Annotated in this window: 16 protein-coding genes and 1 pseudogene; 5 read left to right on the forward strand and 12 right to left on the reverse strand. The window is 48.6% G+C overall.

Annotated elements, in window-relative coordinates; genetic code table 11:
- The first annotated feature begins 6 nt into the window (after positions 1-6).
- Genes dpdJ through dpdD form a run of 3 tightly spaced genes read left to right on the forward strand, consistent with a single transcriptional unit; the run spans position 7 to position 7,327 of the window.
- Positions 7-4,536 (forward strand): protein DpdJ, encoded by a 4,530-nt coding sequence (gene dpdJ / locus AC07NP_RS20835; protein ID WP_494661601.1) that lies wholly within the window; start codon positions 7-9, stop codon positions 4,534-4,536.
- A complete protein-coding gene (gene dpdK, locus AC07NP_RS20840; RefSeq protein ID WP_001097549.1) occupies positions 4,533-5,075 on the forward strand; it encodes a phospholipase D-like domain-containing protein DpdK in 543 nt (180 codons plus the stop codon). Before dpdJ ends, dpdK begins: the two co-directional genes overlap by 4 nt.
- The gene (gene dpdD / locus AC07NP_RS20845; protein ID WP_169330405.1) at positions 5,072-7,327 is read left to right on the forward strand and encodes a protein DpdD; all 2,256 of its coding nucleotides are present in this window, start codon (positions 5,072-5,074) and stop codon (positions 7,325-7,327) included. Before dpdK ends, dpdD begins: the two co-directional genes overlap by 4 nt.
- A gap of 56 nt (positions 7,328-7,383) precedes the next feature.
- Here dpdD and queD read toward each other — a convergent pair whose 3' ends face one another.
- The 9 genes and pseudogenes from queD to AC07NP_RS20890 form a co-directional block, all read right to left on the reverse strand.
- The gene (gene queD / locus AC07NP_RS20850; protein WP_169330404.1) at positions 7,384-7,746 is read right to left on the reverse strand and encodes a 6-carboxytetrahydropterin synthase QueD; all 363 of its coding nucleotides are present in this window, start codon (positions 7,744-7,746) and stop codon (positions 7,384-7,386) included.
- A gap of 299 nt (positions 7,747-8,045) precedes the next feature.
- Positions 8,046-8,366: a DUF7828 domain-containing protein gene (locus AC07NP_RS20855; RefSeq protein WP_169330403.1), complete on the reverse strand. Its 321-nt coding sequence runs from the start codon at positions 8,364-8,366 to the stop codon at positions 8,046-8,048.
- Positions 8,367-8,641: 275 nt separating this feature from the next.
- The gene (locus AC07NP_RS20860) at positions 8,642-8,854 is read right to left on the reverse strand and encodes a VOC family protein (protein WP_169330402.1); all 213 of its coding nucleotides are present in this window, start codon (positions 8,852-8,854) and stop codon (positions 8,642-8,644) included.
- A gap of 64 nt (positions 8,855-8,918) precedes the next feature.
- Complete coding sequence (locus AC07NP_RS20865; RefSeq protein WP_172860587.1) at positions 8,919-9,170, reverse strand: zinc ribbon domain-containing protein; 252 nt, start codon at positions 9,168-9,170, stop codon at positions 8,919-8,921.
- A gap of 127 nt (positions 9,171-9,297) precedes the next feature.
- On the reverse strand, positions 9,298-10,044 hold the full coding sequence (locus AC07NP_RS20870) for an SAM-dependent methyltransferase (RefSeq protein WP_169330400.1): 747 nt from the start codon (positions 10,042-10,044) through the stop codon (positions 9,298-9,300).
- A gap of 55 nt (positions 10,045-10,099) precedes the next feature.
- Positions 10,100-10,647: pseudogene (locus AC07NP_RS20875) on the reverse strand (GNAT family N-acetyltransferase).
- Positions 10,648-10,658: 11 nt separating this feature from the next.
- Positions 10,659-10,916 (reverse strand): YjhX family toxin, encoded by a 258-nt coding sequence (locus tag AC07NP_RS20880; RefSeq protein ID WP_001054379.1) that lies wholly within the window; start codon positions 10,914-10,916, stop codon positions 10,659-10,661.
- 340 nt (positions 10,917-11,256) lie between these two features.
- Positions 11,257-11,733, reverse strand: a complete 477-nt coding sequence (locus tag AC07NP_RS20885) for a GNAT family N-acetyltransferase (protein ID WP_072413939.1) — start codon at positions 11,731-11,733, stop codon at positions 11,257-11,259.
- A 143-nt stretch (positions 11,734-11,876) separates the two neighbouring features.
- The gene (locus AC07NP_RS20890; RefSeq protein ID WP_032689722.1) at positions 11,877-12,269 is read right to left on the reverse strand and encodes a VOC family protein; all 393 of its coding nucleotides are present in this window, start codon (positions 12,267-12,269) and stop codon (positions 11,877-11,879) included.
- Between the two features lie 569 nt (positions 12,270-12,838).
- Here AC07NP_RS20890 and AC07NP_RS20895 point away from each other — a divergent pair.
- Positions 12,839-13,447, forward strand: coding sequence for a DUF1062 domain-containing protein (locus AC07NP_RS20895; protein WP_169330398.1), 609 nt, complete (start codon positions 12,839-12,841; stop codon positions 13,445-13,447).
- Between the two features lie 218 nt (positions 13,448-13,665).
- Here AC07NP_RS20895 and AC07NP_RS20900 read toward each other — a convergent pair whose 3' ends face one another.
- Both AC07NP_RS20900 and AC07NP_RS20905 read right to left on the reverse strand, forming a co-directional pair.
- Entirely contained in the window at positions 13,666-13,875 is a 210-nt protein-coding gene (locus AC07NP_RS20900) for a helix-turn-helix transcriptional regulator (protein WP_169330505.1), read from the reverse strand.
- Positions 13,876-13,981: 106 nt separating this feature from the next.
- Positions 13,982-14,560, reverse strand: coding sequence for a YagK/YfjJ domain-containing protein (locus AC07NP_RS20905; RefSeq protein WP_169330397.1), 579 nt, complete (start codon positions 14,558-14,560; stop codon positions 13,982-13,984).
- A gap of 415 nt (positions 14,561-14,975) precedes the next feature.
- Here AC07NP_RS20905 and AC07NP_RS20910 point away from each other — a divergent pair, with 415 nt between their 5' ends.
- Positions 14,976-15,893, forward strand: coding sequence for a hypothetical protein (locus AC07NP_RS20910; RefSeq protein WP_494661602.1), 918 nt, complete (start codon positions 14,976-14,978; stop codon positions 15,891-15,893).
- Positions 15,894-16,235: 342 nt separating this feature from the next.
- Here AC07NP_RS20910 and AC07NP_RS20915 read toward each other — a convergent pair whose 3' ends face one another.
- Entirely contained in the window at positions 16,236-17,918 is a 1,683-nt protein-coding gene (locus AC07NP_RS20915) for a DUF262 domain-containing protein (protein WP_488939088.1), read from the reverse strand.
- Positions 17,919-18,148: the final 230 nt, after the last annotated feature.

Below are 18,148 nucleotides of genomic sequence, written 5' to 3' on the forward strand. Positions count from 1 at the left end.
GTTTCAATGGAACAGATTATTCGCGCAGTACTTGATGGGCTGGAGTCGCAGGAGGCGGTACTCCTCACTTGGGGTAACACACAAGGTTTTTTCACTGAGACCGAACTCCGTAATACTATTTCTCAGGTCTTACAGAACCACCCGCTCGAGGCCAACGGCCTAACTAGTTTTGGCATAGCGAAAGTTATGATCGATCGTGGATTGCTACTGCGTCACCAGCAAAATGGTGTTTCGGTGTTTCGTACCCGCATGGCGGAGGCAGTGCGCCTTTACAGCCAGTTGCGCCAGATGTTTCCTAAGCACGGCCTTAACAATAACTGGCGTACCGCATCGACGTTGGTGTCCGACTATCGCTTCTTACGCCGCCAACGCAAATACCCGAAGCGTAACCAACAGGCTGCTGAAGTTTTGCAGCAACTTGATGAAATAACTGGTTTTACCTCTACGCACCGCCAGTTACTGTCGGCCCTGCTCAGCCATTCGAGCGGAATGTACAACCTCGCCTACTTTCAACAAGAAGCCTGCAAAAACGTACTGCGCGGATTGCAGCAGAGCCAGCACCGCTCGACTGCTACCATTGTCTGCGCCGGAACTGGGACTGGTAAAACTTTGGCGTTCTATCTGCCTGCTCTGACCTTTATCGGCAGTGAACTGGTCGCCAAAAGAAAAGATGCGGTAAAGGCGCTAGCAATTTACCCTCGCAATGAACTGCTGAAAGATCAGTTTATCGAAACGCTGCGTCAGGTACGTAAACTGAACGGTTTGCTGGAAGAAAAAGGCGTGCGCAAAGTACGTATCGCCGCTCTTTTCGGCATGGTGCCGCTAGATAAAGACGCGATTTATCGTGACTACATGAAAACGGCTTGGAGCCGGCATCGTGACGGCATGTCCTGCCAGTATATTCCCTGCCCGACGGATAGCTGTCGTGGCAAAATGGTCTGGCGCACCGCTGATCTTGAAAACAGCTTTGAACGTCTGCATTGCGATAGCTGTACGCAGACCATCGAGCCTGATGAAGTGATCCTGACGCGTAAGCGTATGAAGATCGAACTGCCAGATATTTTGTTTACCAGCACCGAAATGCTGAATAAGCAGATGGGCAACCCGTTTCTGGCATCGCTGTTTGGCATCGGCAAAAATGTCGTCCCGCCATCGATGATGCTGCTTGATGAGGTGCATACCTATTCCGGCGTCAGCGGTGCACAGAACGGCATGCTGATCCGCCGCTGGCGGCATCTGTCCGGTGCTACACCGCACTTTGTTGGACTGTCCGCAACGTTGGAGCAGGCGACGCGCTTTATGGCTTCGTTAACCGGGTTGGAAGAGTACCTAGTGGCGGAAGTTAGTCCGATCGAAGACGATATGGAGACAGAGGGCGCGGAGTATATGCTGGCTCTACGTGGCGACCCGGCGTCCCGCTCTAGCCTTTTGTCCACCACCATTCAGGCCTCCATGCTAACCAGGCGTATGCTCGACAACGCCGCAGTGCCGGTCAGCAACGGTATGTACGGCACGCGCAGTTTTATATTTACAGATGATATTGACGTCATTAACCGCCTCTATTTCCAGCTACTGGATGCCGAGGGGCGTTACTCGAATGGCAATATCAATGCCAAAAAAGAACCGCTGGCGATGCTGCGCGGCGATGCGCCAAATGAAGAGAAATTTACCTTTGGTCAGCAATGGCCGTTGGCTAAAATGATTGGCCATACACTCGATTCTGCTGACCGCAGCAACGTTAAGCGCACCTCTTCGCAGGATGCTGGCGTCGACCATGCTGCGGATCTGATTGTCGCTACCGCGTCACTTGAGGTCGGATTTAACGACCCGAACGTCGGTGCCGTTATCCAGCATAAAGCCCCGCGCGATAATGCCCAATTCCTGCAGCGTAAAGGGCGTGCTGGACGTCAACGAACCATGCGCCCGTGGACCGTGGTTGTGCTGTCCGACTATGGCCGTGATCGCATGGCATTTCAGTGCTACGAAAACCTGTTTGAGCCGGTACTAAAGGCGCGCCAACTGCCGGTCGGCAACAGTTACGTACTGCGTATGCAGGCGGCCTTTGCCACTATGGACTGGCTCTCCAGCCGTAACGAGTATCTTAATCAGTGGAATCGTGGTATCTGGGATGACCTATCCGTCCCGCAGGACAAAGGTAAGCCATCTGAAGCTCAGTCAAAGCTGGCCGATCTGATTGAAGACCTTCTGAACAGCCAGAAAACCCAGCAGGAGTTTAACTCATGGTTGGCTGAAGCACTGGGGATTAAGGACGAAAAACTGCTGCAGTCATTGCTGTGGCAACCCCCACGCGCGATTATGACCGCGTTTCTTCCTACGGTACTTAGAAGACTGCGCTCCAACTGGTCGCGCCTTGGCATTGAGCAGGCCGATAACTGCCGCAAAAGCACGCCGATGCCTGATTTTATACCGTCCGCGTTGTTTAACGACCTCTGCCTGCCGGAGTTACAGATTAACCTGCTAGGTGAAGTCGGTCAGGAACCCGATGCGCACAGCATGCCGATTTTGCAGGGGATGAAAGATTTTGCCCCGGGGCGTATCAGCAAGCGCTTTGCCATCAAAAACATTCGCGAATGCCACTGGCTAGTGCCGAAAAAACTCGAGCTGAAAGATGGTTCGCATCCATTCCCGATTGATGATTACTGCCCGCCAGACAAACGGGAGTCCATGCCCGATTGTCACATTACCACTCGCACTGGCATGCAGGTTATCCCTTGCTTCCGCGCCTGGGAAGTGACTGCCAGCACGCCACCAGATGACCTTAAACTGAGTGAAACCTCAAACGCGTTTCTTAACTGGCACAGCGAGATCCGTCCACCTCAGAACGGCATCCCTGCGGAAGTGCCATCCAACAATGCCTGGCAGGATATTTTCCAGCAGGTGGAGTTTTACAGCCACCAGCAGCACTGTCCGATCGAAGCCGTGCGCTTTGCCACCGGATCACGTGCCAATATTAAATTCAGCGACCAGCGTGAAGACCTGCAGATTGACTTCAAATTTGAACACCAAGGCGAACCCGCTGCGTTTGGCTTCTCGCTGTGGGTAGATGCGATAAAATTCCAGTGTCGGTTACCTAATTTTGATCTCGCTAGCATCAGCAACAACCGTGAACTGGTGGCCGGATTGCGCACAGCGCGCTTCCTGTATGAAGTCAGCCACGACGAGGCAATCAGTGTTAATACTTTCCTCGGCGGTTGGCTGGCAGAAACTGTCCTGGCAGGTATTGGCAGCGAAGCAGTATTGAAAAACTGCACCCCGGAGCAGGCGTTCCGCGCAATGGAACACAACAGCGCAGGGATCGCCTTGATTGACGTTCCTGCTCGAATCTTCCAGACGTTGTATGATGCGCAGACCGGTGAAGAGATAGAGCAGGATCTACAGCAAAGCTTGCGTGAACTGTTGTCCCAGGCTCCGGTGATGGCAAGAATTGCCGACTGGGTGGAACTGCTGTGGCAACCGCTGGATAACACCTGGTTGGAGTGGTTGACCCTCAACTTCACCAACACACTGGGTGCGGCGCTGCTGCAAACCGCTATGCAGTTGTGCCCAGATGCCGACGACAACGACCTAATCCTTGACCTCAACGGTGGGCCGGTGCGCACTGCGCTGCTCGCGCCTGACCAGCGCGAAATCTGGCTGTCGGAAACCACCGTGGGCGGTGGCGGTATCATTGAGAAGATCCAACAGATTTACCGTGAAGATCCGCGCAGTTTCTTCGAGTTGCTAGACTTTAACCTCAGTCCAGGCGACTACGAAACAATGGACAATAATGTCTGGCACCTGCTGCAAACCATGGTAAACCCGACATCATCCCTGCCTGCGTGTATGAACGAAATGCGCCTTGCCAACGATCATGCCAGCCAGGTTCAGGCGCAGCGCAACTTGCTGGGAGAATTGCAGCGCAGCGGCTTTATGACCAGCCACAGCTTCCTGTCGGCGATCAACACCCGCCTATTACGGCCGGGGACCGATGCCAGCAGCGATGTCTTTTTACTGCAACTGCAACAGGATTGGCGACAGCAGGAGCAGCGACTGGGTATTGAACTACCACAGCGTGTCTATGCCTTTACCTGTAGTCAGTCCAGCGCGCTTGACCAGCAACTACAACAAGCTAGCCAAGGGCAGCACAACTTGGAGAGTTGGCGTTTAAATACCTGTAATGGCCTACTGTGGCCACGTGGCCATACCATTCGTGATAGCTGGCTAACTTGGTACAACCCTTACAGCTTTGCCGGGCCAACCGAGCGCCTCCTGCTGGCCCATGTGGTGCAGCACAGTTGTGCTCAGGTGGCGCTCAGCCAACCAGACTGGATGCAGCAGTGTCACCAGCATCTGGAAAATAATGGTAAATGCGAGTTACTAGCCGAACCGGGCGATGCAATAAATGAGGCCATCGCTACTCTTTTAGTCACCCCAGTAGAAATGTATGGGTTGTTCTTCTACCCGCGCGTCAGTGCCCTGCGCCGCCACAACAATGACACCTTCGCCATGATTGAAATTCCGGAGGCGATCCAATGAATACCCGTCGTATCTTTAAATCCAGAACCTCACGCCAGAGTGAAGTTCTTGATGTACTCAGCTCCTTGTTGGTAGCGGAGATCGCTCAGCCCAGCGCGGAATTGTGGATAGTCTCGCCGTGGATCACCGACCTCGACCTGCTGGATAATCGCACCGGCCGTTTCGACTACCTCGAACCAGCCTGGGGACAGCGTCAGGTGCAGACCTCAGAACTGCTGGCGCGTGCGGTAGCCAACGGCGGTACGCTTAAAGTGATGACCAACGAGACCCAGCATAATGCACGCTTTATCCGCCAGTTAACCGAACGCGTCGCCAACTACGGCATGCTGGATAACCTGTACATTGGCCAGAAAGAGGTACTGCATACCAAAGGGTTCCTCGGAGATCATTTCTTCCTAAGCGGTTCAATGAATCTGACGATCGGCGGGATCGTGATCAATGATGAACAGATTAACTTGACCACAGACAAAACCGCCATCGTGCAGGCGTTGTTAGCATTTAACGACTTTTACCAACCGGCACAGGGAGGTGTGCAATGAACAGCGCTGATAGCGAAAAGTTCCTGCGAGCCTTTTTCCATAGAGAAAACAATATTATCTCTTGGGAAAAAATCGCGGGTGGCCTGCTAGAAGCATCAACCCAACAGCGGTTGACCCCCTGGCTTAACGATGTCCGCAACGGATGCTTCCCGGTGATCCTGCCGCGTGTAGTAAAGGGCAGTAACGATAAAGTGACTTGGTATGCAATGGCCGATGAGGAACGAGACTATGCGGAGTTGCGCGAGTTATTAGACGCGCACGTCGGCACCTCGTGGTCTGACTTTAACCGCCAGCGCACGATGCTGGATCCGAGCGACCCGGTGGAAAAAGCGTTGATAGACCACTATAGCGATAGAGTATACAAATTTAGCTCGCTTTCTCAGTCGAGGATCCCGGAGATTTTCAATGGCATTGAGCGCTTGCGCCAACAACTCGCCAGCCGCCCGATTCACCAGCTCATACTTCTACGCCCGCGTGGCCGTATTCTGCGTGACGTCCGTGCCGCCTTGCGTCGACGTGATGTGCCGCAGACTCGCCTCTATCTGCAGGAACTACGTGAAGCTGGTGGCATAGGCCATATTAACGAACTGTTTATCGAACTGCGCTGCATGGCTCTGGAAGGTGATGCCAAAAGCCTGCTAGATTCGACTCAGTTGCGACAGGTCTTGGATATGCCGCACCCGTTGGTGTTGGCTGAAGAAGTGATGACGGTTTTCTATCAGCAGTTTCTGCTGAAGTATGAGCAGTTGAGCGACCTCGCAGCCCAACGACAAGCATTTAATATTTTGCTGGTGAAGAACGTACCGCGCCTGTTCCAAGTGACGCAGGGTATAAACACGCCATCGGCGATCAAAAATATCCTACTGTGGTTACTTTCTGACACACAAAGTGATCCTGCAAGACTGAGGGAACAGGCACAACAAGTGGTTGCCGGTATGAAGGGGGCAACAGACGATGACCGGCACTGGATCCGCCGGTTGCTGGAAGCATTCCCGGCCGTTGCTGTGGCCTCGCTACCGGTGGCGAGCACCGATGAATTGCTTGCCAGAGCCGATGAATATCCTGAAAGCGTTCTGAAAGAATTACTGTTACTACCGGTCAGTGCTCGCGGTGCAGCTATTGCTTTGCAATGTGCTTGGGTCATAGGCAGTGCAGAAGCTGCTGTGAAGGCTGTAAGCTATCTGCAACAACTGGCTCAACAAGAGCGCGACTTGTTACTGGCGAAACCGGCCTTCCAGCGTTATTACACTGCCTTACAGTTGATGCTGCCATCCAAACGAACAGAACATGATACTGCAGGTATCAATAACTGGCAGGACTGGTTGAAGGAAGTCTTAAATAACCCTCGATGGTCGGGGGCGATAGAAGCGGTAGAACAGGCCTGCGGCCAATGGAACGCAGCGGCTTTCCAGCCCGAGGCATTTGTTTCGTTGCTGGATAAAACCAACAACTGCGCCAGCATGGTGTTGCGCGATGCCATTCCAGTACTGCTCGAGTGGCTGGATAACCATCAAACAAGTGCTTCCTGGCAGTCTGTCCGGTTAGCATTGCTGCAACAATTGGCGCTGGACGACAATAGTTCTCGCGAAGATATCTTTACTGCCTGTGATCTAACACGCGGTTATTTAGAGGGCGATAGTAATGCGCACGATTACCGCGAACTAATAGAAAACCTGCAGATGATGATCGAGAGTTCAGGTACCACCAGCGCTAGCGCCTGGCTGGATTTGCTGGAACTGTTCTTGGTCTACCCAACTGCTGACCAACTTGCCAGAGAACAATTATTCAATCTGGTACTCAACATGTTTTACCGCAACCCAGCCCGCTATAGTAAATTGCAGTGGAACCTATTGGCTCAGTTTGCTGGTGAGTGCGGACTTGTCTGTGAAATTCCCCCACAAATTTTAGAGGACAGTGGGGAGAAAAATGATGAGGTTCGTGTCGGATCAACATTGAATGACAAGGTAGTGGGCATTTATACATTGACTGAGTCGGTAGCACAGCGTGTGAAAAAACAACTACTAGCCGATTATCCTCAGGCCGATATTCGCCTCAACAACGATAAAGGCGGCTCAACCATGCTGCGTTCATTGGCTAGAGAAGCGGATGTATTTATTTTTGCTTGGCTTAGTTCTAAACATTCTGCTTATTACGCGATAAAGGAAGAGCGAGGGGATAAACCATTATTGCAACCTTCCGGAAAAGGCAGTACGAGTATGCTGGACTGCATACGTAGTTATCTTAAATTGTAGTAAAGGTGAAAAACTTAGCTGTAACCTATAACGTCACAGCTAAGTTCAATCTCGGGCTATTCACCCCGATACACGCAACCCGCACTACAGGTTTCTTTCACCATGACAGCACTCAGAATTGGCAACTGTGTTTTAACCTGACTCCATATCCATTTGGCGAGTACTTCGCTGGTTGGGTTTTCCAAGCCAGGGATGTCGTTGAGATAGTAGTGGTCCAGGCGATCTAGCGTCGGCTTGAAAATGGCCTTGAGTTCAGCGAAATCAATAATCCAACCTGTGTGTTTATCAACTTCACCAGTTATCTCAAGGCGCACGACAAAAGAGTGTCCGTGTAAGCGGCCGCATTTATGGCCTTTAGGAACATTGGGAAGACGGTGTGCGGCTTCAAATGTGAAATCTTTGTATAACGTAGTTTTCATGGTGACCTCATTTTTTGTTATACAGTAACAATAAGAAGCAAGATTTCCTAGCATTTAAGAATGAGCATTAGCACGCTTGCGTATTCCGACCCAAACCGGATTGTTTTCGATTGTGAGCCTCTTTGCAGGATGAGCATGCAATTCAATTGGACGTTATCGCTAGTCACAGTCCTACATCGACTAATATCACCGCTTCGTACGTAAGTTTAAAGATTGGCGGCAAAAAAGAGCTTCAGCATTCTCATGACGCTATTTCAGTTGGATAACTGAAATCTCCACTACGACAACTCAGGCTATAACTAACTGGTCTCGCATGGTGCGCAGAGCCAGTCGGCTTTACTGACCCTGAGGATAGCATTGGGGAGGAAGTGCTGTAGCCGTCTGGCTAATTGCCTTTCACCCGAGTCAGGATTTACATACGGGCAGTGCTGTCGCCCGTTCTCTGTTAGATCGCCGTGCCGGTGTGCAAACCACGGGCGTTCTGTGTCGTATCCAGGTTGGTATTGCAGCGCACTGCCGCAATGGTGGCAGGTATACCTGTCGTAAGGGGCAGTCTGCGCAATACGGGCACCGGTCAGACGACCGTTACCGTCGAGAGCGATAAAGGATTTGGCGTACATAGTATTGGCTCCTGCCAGACAATTCGTAGGCGTCAGCAGTCCCTGTACGGGCTACGCGGGCAGGGTGTGAATGGCGGATTAGCTATGTGTTATCGGCGGAGGCGAAGTAAGCCTGTGTCGGGTGTCGTTACTGTTCTTTGGTTGGCACACTATGGAGTTCTGGCGTAAAAACATTCAGACATCTCGGCATTTATCAACTCGTCCAACGCTCTTCTGAAATTTGCGGGATCGGTTTAGTTTCAGGTGGGGGCACTGAGGCCCCCGGTTTATCGTTCTCAGGATTGTGCGGTGTAATACACGAAAGCCAGCTTGTTGCCATCGGGATCTCTGACGTAAGCGCTGTAGAAACCTTCGCCGAAATGCGGACGTAGGCCTGGTGCCCCCTCGTCCGTGCCGCCGCGAGGATACGCCAGTATATCCATCAGCGGATCGTAAAATGTAATGGCGCGTGACAGATCATTGGTCCCTAGCATAATGTAAGAAAACATCTGCTCTCCTTTATGGAACCAGGGGAGAGAAGATAGCCTGTCTAAATCACGCAGGCTTTGTTTTTCATTCATCTGCTTTATGAGCCCAGGCGGGCATCGCCGTCAGATAACGTTTTGCCCGTTTTGTTGCTTCTTCCGGGCCGACTTTTTGCCAGGAATCAAGGAAGCTGGCCAAGCCTGATACCGCCTCTTCCCAGGGTTTAAGATTGCCATTACTGTCGCTGCAATATGCACAATATTGATCGCTGGCACCGTGTGCATCGGGTGCCGACATCGGCATTCCGCAAGCCTGACAGAACTGTTCATGTTGTGACATATGATGCTCCTTATGGTGACATCCTGATTAATAAATATACTGAGTATGTATTGTGCAGGTGATGCCTCAGATCAAAGCAAAGACGAAGGCCCCGGTATTTCCGGTCAGAAATACCGGGAACCTGTTGTTACCTGGCAATAAGCGCGAACACGCCCCAGCCAAAGTATTCCCGCGCGTACGTTACGTGGCGTTTCGGCGAGATGTTTAGCTCGGCCCTGACTTCGGCGGCGAAATCGTCGTCAGGATTGGCTTCCAACCAGCGGCGCATGGTCAGCCATTTCGCGGCCTCATACCGATCCCAGCCTTCCTGGTCCGCCAGTACCATTTCCACCACGTCGTAGCCGAGGTCGTCAAACGCGCTGACAAGCCCAGGAAGCGTCAGGAAATCGCTTGTCGAGTTGACGCCGCAGGCCTGGGCTATCTCGTCCGTTGCCGGAAGCTGGCGCCAGTAAGGTTCACCGATGAGCATGATGCCGCCCGGTTTAAGGCTCTGCGCCAGCAGTTCGACTGTCCCGGCAAAGCCTCCGGCAATCCAGGTCGCGCCGACGCAGGCTGCCACGTCACATTTTTCATTGGCGACGTAACCCGCCGCATCATTATGAATAAAATGTACGCGTTCGCTGACGCCGAGTTCTTCCGCGCGGCGTCTGGCCTGCGCGGTGAAGAGCGAACTCATGTCGATGCCAGTCCCCGTAATGCCATGATCCCGGGCCCAAGTGCAGAGCATCTCGCCCGAGCCGCTGCCGAGATCAAGAATGCGGGTGCCCGGCTTCATACGCAGCACGCGACCCAGCGTGGCGTACTTCTCTTCGGTGAACGGGTTATGGATGCGGTGTTCACTTTCGCTGATGGTAAAAATACGTGGGATATCCATTATTTAATTCCTGTTATTGGGTTAAGCACCAACAAGGGCACAACAAGATTGTTATTCACGCCAGTGCTCCGGTTTCATCAGGGCCTGCGCGCACTGGATGTGGCCGGTCACGTTCATGGGCTGAGCGGTGAGTGATTGCATCATCCAGCAGGCTTTGTGCTCCTCCGGGATGGGATAAGGTGCCGGATAGCCGTTGTCTCCGGCACAGGGTTCGAACCCATGTCTGGGGTAATAGGTGGCGTGGCCGAGAACGAATACTGTCTGGCAGCCCATCGATTTCAGGTGCTCGATGCCAGTGCGTATCAACCGTCCTCCCACGCCCATCCCCTGGTATTCCGGTATGACTGCCAGGGGAGCGAGGATATGCATCAGCGGTGAATCCATTTCCCCTTTGAAGGTTGCCCGGGTAAATAAAATATGCCCGACGGCTTTGCCTTCATGTCGGGCCAGCAGCGATAACGCAGGGCGCGCGCTTTCATCCTCAAGTAAAGAGGCCGTTAAATCGGCTTCTTTGCTGAAGCCAAATGCGCGGGTTTCGACTTCCCGGATATCACTGGCATCACTTTCATCTGTGATTTGAAAAGTGAAGTGGTGTGCTGTCATAGAAACTCTCCTTAGCGATTATCGAGCTGAGCGCGAACGTTATTCAGCCCGGTAGTGTTGATTCGATAGGGCTGACCATTGACGGACTTGATAAGTTTTTTGGTTTTGAGTTTTTTGAAGACGGCGAGCGTGCAGTCGGTCAGCAACAGCCCTTCGCGGCTGTAGCATTCAACGGAAGTGACGCGGCCTGAAGAATCGCGGACGTGCGCAATACGTCCACCTTTAGCGAGAACGTGTAACGTACGTTGTTCCTGACGGGATAAATTCATACTGAAGAACCTGTTTAATCATCATGTGCAAAATGTGCAAACACACAGCGGTGTCCGCATTCGATTTCGGCGCATTGATAATCAGTCCGGCCTGAAAAGGTCGGTAAGCTGATTATCGGATGATTACATTCTCCAGCATCAAAGCCTCGGGTAGAGTTGAAAGGTATTTACGGAGCGTAATAATAACACGTAGTTTTAGAAGGGATATGTTTCAGTAGAAAAAGTGTGATGTACTTCGGAAATCGAACGCCAGCTCATTTACTGAAAAAAGGCAGGTGCACTGACGAATGCAGGTTTTAGTACCCCTTATATGGCCTCATTGGCTTTTCCCCTCCGGAGGTTATTCTCCTTTTGTTAAATCCAGAACATAAATATGCTCACCCTCTTCGATTCCTGAAAAGTTGAAGCCAATCCTGATAAGTAATTTTATTGATAGGGTATTTTCCGGATTCACACCGGCTTTGATGAGTGAAAAACCGTTCTCTTTTATCCAGTCGATCGTGGCGGTAATTGCTTCAATTGCATATCCCTGGCGAGCATAAGCGGGACTGATGGTATAGCCGAGCCAAAACACATCGCATTGCTGACGTAAATAAATATCACCAATCAAAACCTGCGTCAGCTTGTTGACAATGGCCAATTGAATACCGCGAGCAGGTGTAAGAACTCCCAGCAACTCTGCTTCATAGTCCTCTTTTGTTAGCCCCTTAAATCCCTGATATTTCATCCACTCAGCATCATTACGGTACACCATAAAACTTTCAATTTCGTGTGACTGAAATGGTCGAATGATGCATCTTGACGATATTATTTGCATAAGGCTTCCTGTTTAGTGATTCTCCTGCCCCAGTCTCTGCGACTACAAGAGTTACCACCTGACGCTATGCCGACGGCTACTCTCTGGCTATGTCCGGTGCGTCGCCGCTTTCATACACAACACGAAAACTGTCAGTTTGATGTTCAACCCTCATCGGCATAGAACACAAACGCCAGTTTATTCCCGTCCGGATCGCGTACATAGGCACTATGGAATCCCTGTCCGTATTGTGGCCTGTGCCCCGGTGTACCTTCATCCCTGGCGCCCAGACTGATAGCAAGTTCGTACAACTGCTGGATGTGTTCAAACGAGTGGGTATTCAGTGCGACCATCGTGCCATTACCAACGCTCGCTGGTTGCTGGTTAAAGGGCCTGCCGACGCACAATCCGATGGTATGGTTATTGCTGAACGTCCCCCAGGATGCGCCTTCTTCATTACGGCCTGCCTTTGGATGTCCAAGCAATTCCATCAGCGGATCGTAGAACCTTATGGCGCGCTCTAGATCGTTAGTACCCAGCATCACGTAAGAAAACATAAACCCTCCTTAATCTCTTTTGCATTATTGCTCCTGGCAGCCTACCGGTGATACTGACTGCCCCTGGTGCTGCTTGCCCAGTTTAAGCAGACCGGAAACCAATAGATGACGGCTATACCGGCTAGCAGTGCCGCGTAGTGGAAGGCCATCCTGCCGCCAGCAGAAAGTAAATCCATCGAGTTGCATCACCGGAAAGAGTAAATGCGCTCTAAGCAAGAATACAGGCGGATATCGGCATCTCATAGGCCTGACAAAACTGTTCGTGCTATGTCATAACACGCACCATCTGTCGTTTAGTTGTCTACTAAATATACAGAATTTCTGCGCGGCGTTTAGCGGGTCAGATCAAGAGATGCTGCTGATAACATTATGAATATTGATTCAACTCATATGTCCAATGAATGCCGCTTTGATAGTCTTACTGTATCTCTTTGGTCGTTGACAGGATTGTAACGTTGGAAATCTTTTTTTAACCCGCTGAAAAATAACTCTTAAATATTTTTCGAACATAAACATCTATGGTCCGTTCAGTGCGGATCCGGTTTTGTATGGGTTAAAAAAGGTACGTTATGAAAGTTACATGGACCGTCACGCCTGTGGGGTGTCAGCGCATCGCGAAACGCTGCCCTTCATGCAGCATTAAACGGGACTTTTTGCCTTCGGGGGCATTTCGGGTTAATTCGCAAAAGAAGGTGCTGGACGTGTGGAGTATCTACAAATGCACACACTGCGATTACACCTGGAATATCTCCCTGTTTACGCGCCTGCACGTCAGCAAAATTGACCGCGAACTTCATCACCGATTGATGATGAACGATGCAGCCACGGTTCTACATTTTGCCTATGACACAGCTACGCTGAAGCGAAATAATGCCGAGCTATCGGGTCGGCCTGATTTTACCGTTCAGGAACGCTGGCCGGTAAGCATCACTGCCCACCAGCGGGTCCGCGTTAGTGTTAGGATTTCCCGTTCATTTCAGGTAAGTCTGCTGTCGATTTTGAAGCAACAGCTCATGCTGAGTGCCGGGGAAATTCTGAAAGGGGTTGAGGCAGGGCAGATCAGCGGCGTTACGATGAAGATGCTTAAATCGAGAAAGCTGAAGGCAGCGGAATATGAATTCCAGCTGTCTGCGGAAACGTTATATGCCAGGCGCAGGATTGTTCTGACGCATCGTTAAAAACATGAAGCTCCCCTGAGGTAATAAACGCCCGTGTGGTAGCGGTTCAACATAATGCCAAATAGGCCGGGGATAGGGGAGCTTCAGTTTTTCAGCTTCAGAATGGAGAACTTTAGTGAATGGGGTGATAAACGATATCGCTTGAATTGAGCCGAGTCTGAATGGTGCTTTAAGGATTGGGGTATCGGCAAAGGCGTAGCTTAATTGAATGGGTTGTATCATTGGCCGCGCGAATCCGTAATGCGCTGCTGTAACCATAATTCGACTTCGCTTTGCTTCCAGCGGGAACTGCGGCCCAGCTTAATTGGTCTCGGAAACAGGCCATCTTTTATCAGCTTGTAGAACCATTTATCTGTCAGCCCCGTTAGCTTCGTGATGAATCGCATATCCACCAGTTGATCATCAAGCAAAGAAATTTGTTCTGTCATGATGCTGTCTTCCATTGTGGGATTATCCTGAGCTGGTGGTTGATTGCTCGTTACCACCAGCCCTCCACATCAATGGATTGATACGTAAAAAAGTGCAGAACGCGAGCTACACCGTGCGAGGACGCCCCAGTCCGCTGGGCGACGGTACTTCACTGACTCCGTAGTGATAGTGACCGTGCTTTTGCTCTTCTTTGGCGAGGTAGCTGATGATGTAGCGCAGGGTATGGATGGCTTCGGTATCATCGTAGTTCACTGGCTTATCAATACTGACTTCATAAGCGGGCTTGTATTCACAGCGGTTGTAATAGCCTTCTCGTTGCGTTATTTCCCGCCATATTGTTCCGACTCTCTCAGCTATTGGGTAGGTAGCTTGGTTAAGGTGCCTGTCGAGATAGAACACGATATGGGCATGGCACCCGTGGTCTACAGAGTTCTCGAGTACCCAGAAATACCCAGCCAGATTTGTGTGCTGCAGGGTGCGTTCAATCAGTACACGTACCTCTCGTTCGGTTTCGTTCCATGAATGGCGTTTATAGCGCTCTGTACCTTTCTGATAGAACAGGTCGAGTCTGAGTGCCTGTATTCGGGAGTATCGGTTCAGTAGCTGATTCAGGTGGTCGTTGATTAGAGACAGTAGAAACCAGTTCATCGTGTATCTGGGATTAAAGGGGTAAGGTGTGTGCATTGATTTATCCTTTGTCAGGTAGTGTTCAAAGGATTGGGATGAGATGTAATTTTTAAGAGAAGCGGAGATATGGCAGATACAGGGAACTGTGTATCCAGGGGAATACAGGCAGGGTTGCTTGTTGGGGGAAGGAGCTGCGAGCAGAGTGGTATAGAAACAGGGAGTCCCCTTTAATTATACTAAAAACCCAAATGTTCATATCTGCTGTTGAACGATTTTAATGAGGTGAACAGAGGAGATTCGTAGAGAAAAAACCATAGGAATAATGCAGTAAAATGTCAGAGTATTATCACAATAAAATCAGTAGGATATCAGTAAAAAATCAGTCATCCCTCAGCCTGTGACCCGAGTCCCTCTACCTAAAAGATGCTCATGCTAATCTGTGTTCAGGAGCCAGAATTAGAGGGAAGAGACGATGTTGCAGTACGATATGATCCGCTACGAGATAATGTATCTAAAAATGCTTGGTGCGCTTTCCAACACTGATTACTCCTTACAGTGGAGTACTTATGATTCGCCGGATCAGTTTCGACGTTTAATCTCTGAGATCCTTGAACGGCATTTCCTGGGCGATCAGGACAGGATCAAAGTTGGCCGGAAAACTCTTAAAGAATGGGCTGAACTGCTACTGATTGATAAAGATTATTTTGATTGTTTCAAAGGTACACCAAGAGCATTGTGGTTTGCTCACCATTATATTTTTGAATACCCAGTATTATCTGCAGGGCTGACGCTTGGTGGGTTGGGGAATGACCTCGGTTGTTCAGGAAGATTTAATTCTCTTTTAATGGATAATAATATCTTCACAAATCTTGATTTCCCTAATTTGAATATCGACCTGGACGATATCGATTGGGACCTGATAACCAATCCAAAGGCCACAGCCTCGAAAAAACCGAAACGTGTTTTCTCCCGATTTTATCTGAACGCGGGAGCAAGTACCGATCTGTACAACCCCACCCCGGTAACTGAGCGTGAACTCATCAATGGTGTGATGAGATACATTGATGAAGCTCCATGCTCACTTGGAGATAAGATCTCTTATTTCAAAAAACTGCATGAGCGCTGGCTTGAGCAATATGATTTTTTTCTGACAGATTTTGACTGGATGTCACGTGATGATGAAATTCAGTTAGTCTATCTCTGGGACTATCTCAAAGGAAAAGAACGAATAGCGGGCTATCTTCGCCCTTATAATACGTCCATGCGTTATGACATGATTATTGCGGCTATGGATGTGTGGAACGTCCAGCCTGAAGAGAAGCTGGAGTTTATTGAGAAGATGAAACATGCCTGGCAAGCATCAAAATCTTATCGGCGATCTGCTAAATAGCGTTGTGATCTCAGTGGTTTCTTCGTCTGATTTCTCATTGTAGTGATGAATCTGAGTCGACCCTTTGAGTCGATCTAGGGTCCTCTCACTATCTCCTCCTTGTCCCGTTACGTACAGAGCACATAGTCGAGGTATGAAAATTAGAACGTTTACTTCTGACACTAAGCGGACAAACTGATTGAGCTGAAGGTCCGCTATGAGCGAGGAGCGGACTTGTTAATATCGGGCCTGCCTCATAATGATATAACTGAAGACAGGTAGTAGGCCTAGTGGGAAGTAATACCAAGACTCATCGAACTGTCAGTAAAACATCCCACTGCCGCCTATGTTTCTATTGATAGATTAAACCACTTTCCATACATTTACTGCTTGTTCCGACATCCATTTTTGAAAATCATTGACTGCCTCTAAATTCCATTCAGGATACTGTTTAACCTTGGCCGCTAATTTATATTTCGATTTCCCATATTCATTTTTCTTCACTTCAAATGAAGCTCTTTTTAGATTATCCTTATCCATCAAAATCATATTTCCCAGCCTATCCTTTACGTCGTTAACCCCCTCGCCAAACGAATTGCACCACTCTTTCTCTGGGTTAAATGGACAAATGTGTTCGAGTGTGACTTTTTCATGATCGCAATTATTACCAAGATATTGTTCAATTTCAGCCAAAAGGAATCTGATTTTTTTTGCTGTTTGTCTACTTGGCATTCGATGAAATTCAAAAGCATTAAAAAACACGTTATTATCAGGATATAATCTTTTAAATTCATCCCCATTTTTCACATTACTAGCTCTCTTGTATTCCTTATTGGAAACCTTAATTGCAATTTGATTATACATAGTTTCTTGTTCACTTGGTGATAAATGACAAATAACATTGTATCTAATTGATAAGATATATAAATAACGAGTAAGGGTGACGAACTCATCTGGACTGAATTGATTAAAAGCTGATAGCAATATTGTTAATGGCTGTTTAATATTAAAAAGCCTAATGCCGTTAAGATAATGAATTGCCTTCTTGTATTTAGCATCTTGCTCTGCCCACCATAAATCATTTGGGTTAATCAATGAGGCATAAATAGGTGCGGAATTTATCAGTGATCTTAAATAATCGTATGCCTCTTTAGGGGTCGTTATTACTTTTCTCATTGAAGTGTATAAATTATTTTTTGTGACCATTTTTCTGTGAGAATTATGATGATATCTAATGTAATCAGAAACATTGCTTTCTCCCAACTGATCGATAATCTCCGACCATTGCTCATCTAACTCATCTAATTCCTCATCTCCGATTTTTTCATCCTTAGTTACTATCGAAAATAAATAGTTTTTTAAGAGATCTGGTGTGGATAACTGGACACCTCTAGCATTTAAAGTTTCAAATACTTTGTATGCATTTAAGTCATCTTGAACAACTATTTTTGTAAAAACCATACTCGAAGAAAAATCGGCGATAAACTGTGCGATATCAGCGCCGGAATTACCAAATTCCTTTTTTTGGAAAAAATCAAAGCATTTCCTGAGTAACTTATTTGTAGATGTAGTTCCACGCGTATTAGGGGCTTCTAAGTTTGAACAAATGCTTTGAAAATATCTTTTATTATTTCTATTTAAATCTAGCTTGCTAACCACCTTTAATGAAACGAAGTTTTTATTACCCACAAATGTCTTTGTTATTGCATCAAGTCGCTCTGTGTTTTCTTCAACCTCCTCTCCTTTGTCTATCAAATTTTTAATAGCTTTCATGGCAGCCAGAACTATAATCGACAAGGTTACCAATCGTTGTTGACCATCAATGACCTCATGTTGATACTGTTCTTTTTGCTGAAGAACTATGTATCCCATATAATGAAAACCTTCATCATCAAGTGCTGTGACATCACTCCAAAGGTCCTCCCACTGATCTATATCCCAAGCGTAATCTCGCTGAAATCTAGGAACAATGTACTTATTTGAACCTCCAATTAATTCATTGAAGTTTTCATTTTTTGGTTCCATTAACATAAACTGTTTGGCCATATAGTTGGAATCCTTTACTTTTTAAAATTAATTTCATAACTAAATTAAATGGTTTTTTGCACGATATGTATTGCTAATAATCATCTTGACACTTCAGGTCCACACTTTACTACCCTTACAGATAAATAATACAGCATTTGTGTAAGTAATTCCCGCTGCTGGCACGCAACGGACATTGCTGACTTAGCTAAAGGTCCGCAGTGAGTCGAAAGCGAAATGTACTGCAACGT

It is taken from the genome of Citrobacter sp. GW821-FHT07H02 (assembly GCF_059418505.1).

Coding starts and splice junctions, on each gene's coding strand:
- AC07NP_RS20855 (WP_169330403.1), bottom strand. CDS start 8,366: ATGTACGCCAAATCCTTTATCGCTCTCGACGGTAACGGTCGTCTGACC.
- AC07NP_RS20860 (WP_169330402.1), bottom strand. CDS start 8,854: ATGTTTTCTTACATTATGCTAGGGACCAATGATCTGTCACGCGCCATT.
- AC07NP_RS20890 (WP_032689722.1), bottom strand. CDS start 12,269: ATGTTTTCTTACGTGATGCTGGGTACTAACGATCTAGAGCGCGCCATA.
- dpdD (WP_169330405.1), top strand. CDS start 5,072: ATGAACAGCGCTGATAGCGAAAAGTTCCTGCGAGCCTTTTTCCATAGA.
- AC07NP_RS20865 (WP_172860587.1), bottom strand. CDS start 9,170: ATGTCACAACATGAACAGTTCTGTCAGGCTTGCGGAATGCCGATGTCG.
- AC07NP_RS20895 (WP_169330398.1), top strand. CDS start 12,839: ATGAAAGTTACATGGACCGTCACGCCTGTGGGGTGTCAGCGCATCGCG.
- AC07NP_RS20870 (WP_169330400.1), bottom strand. CDS start 10,044: ATGGATATCCCACGTATTTTTACCATCAGCGAAAGTGAACACCGCATC.
- AC07NP_RS20915 (WP_488939088.1), bottom strand. CDS start 17,918: ATGGCCAAACAGTTTATGTTAATGGAACCAAAAAATGAAAACTTCAAT.
- AC07NP_RS20885 (WP_072413939.1), bottom strand. CDS start 11,733: ATGCAAATAATATCGTCAAGATGCATCATTCGACCATTTCAGTCACAC.
- AC07NP_RS20880 (WP_001054379.1), bottom strand. CDS start 10,916: ATGAATTTATCCCGTCAGGAACAACGTACGTTACACGTTCTCGCTAAA.
- queD (WP_169330404.1), bottom strand. CDS start 7,746: ATGAAAACTACGTTATACAAAGATTTCACATTTGAAGCCGCACACCGT.
- dpdK (WP_001097549.1), top strand. CDS start 4,533: ATGAATACCCGTCGTATCTTTAAATCCAGAACCTCACGCCAGAGTGAA.
- AC07NP_RS20900 (WP_169330505.1), bottom strand. CDS start 13,875: ATGACAGAACAAATTTCTTTGCTTGATGATCAACTGGTGGATATGCGA.
- dpdJ (WP_494661601.1), top strand. CDS start 7: ATGGAACAGATTATTCGCGCAGTACTTGATGGGCTGGAGTCGCAGGAG.
- AC07NP_RS20910 (WP_494661602.1), top strand. CDS start 14,976: ATGTTGCAGTACGATATGATCCGCTACGAGATAATGTATCTAAAAATG.
- AC07NP_RS20905 (WP_169330397.1), bottom strand. CDS start 14,560: ATGCACACACCTTACCCCTTTAATCCCAGATACACGATGAACTGGTTT.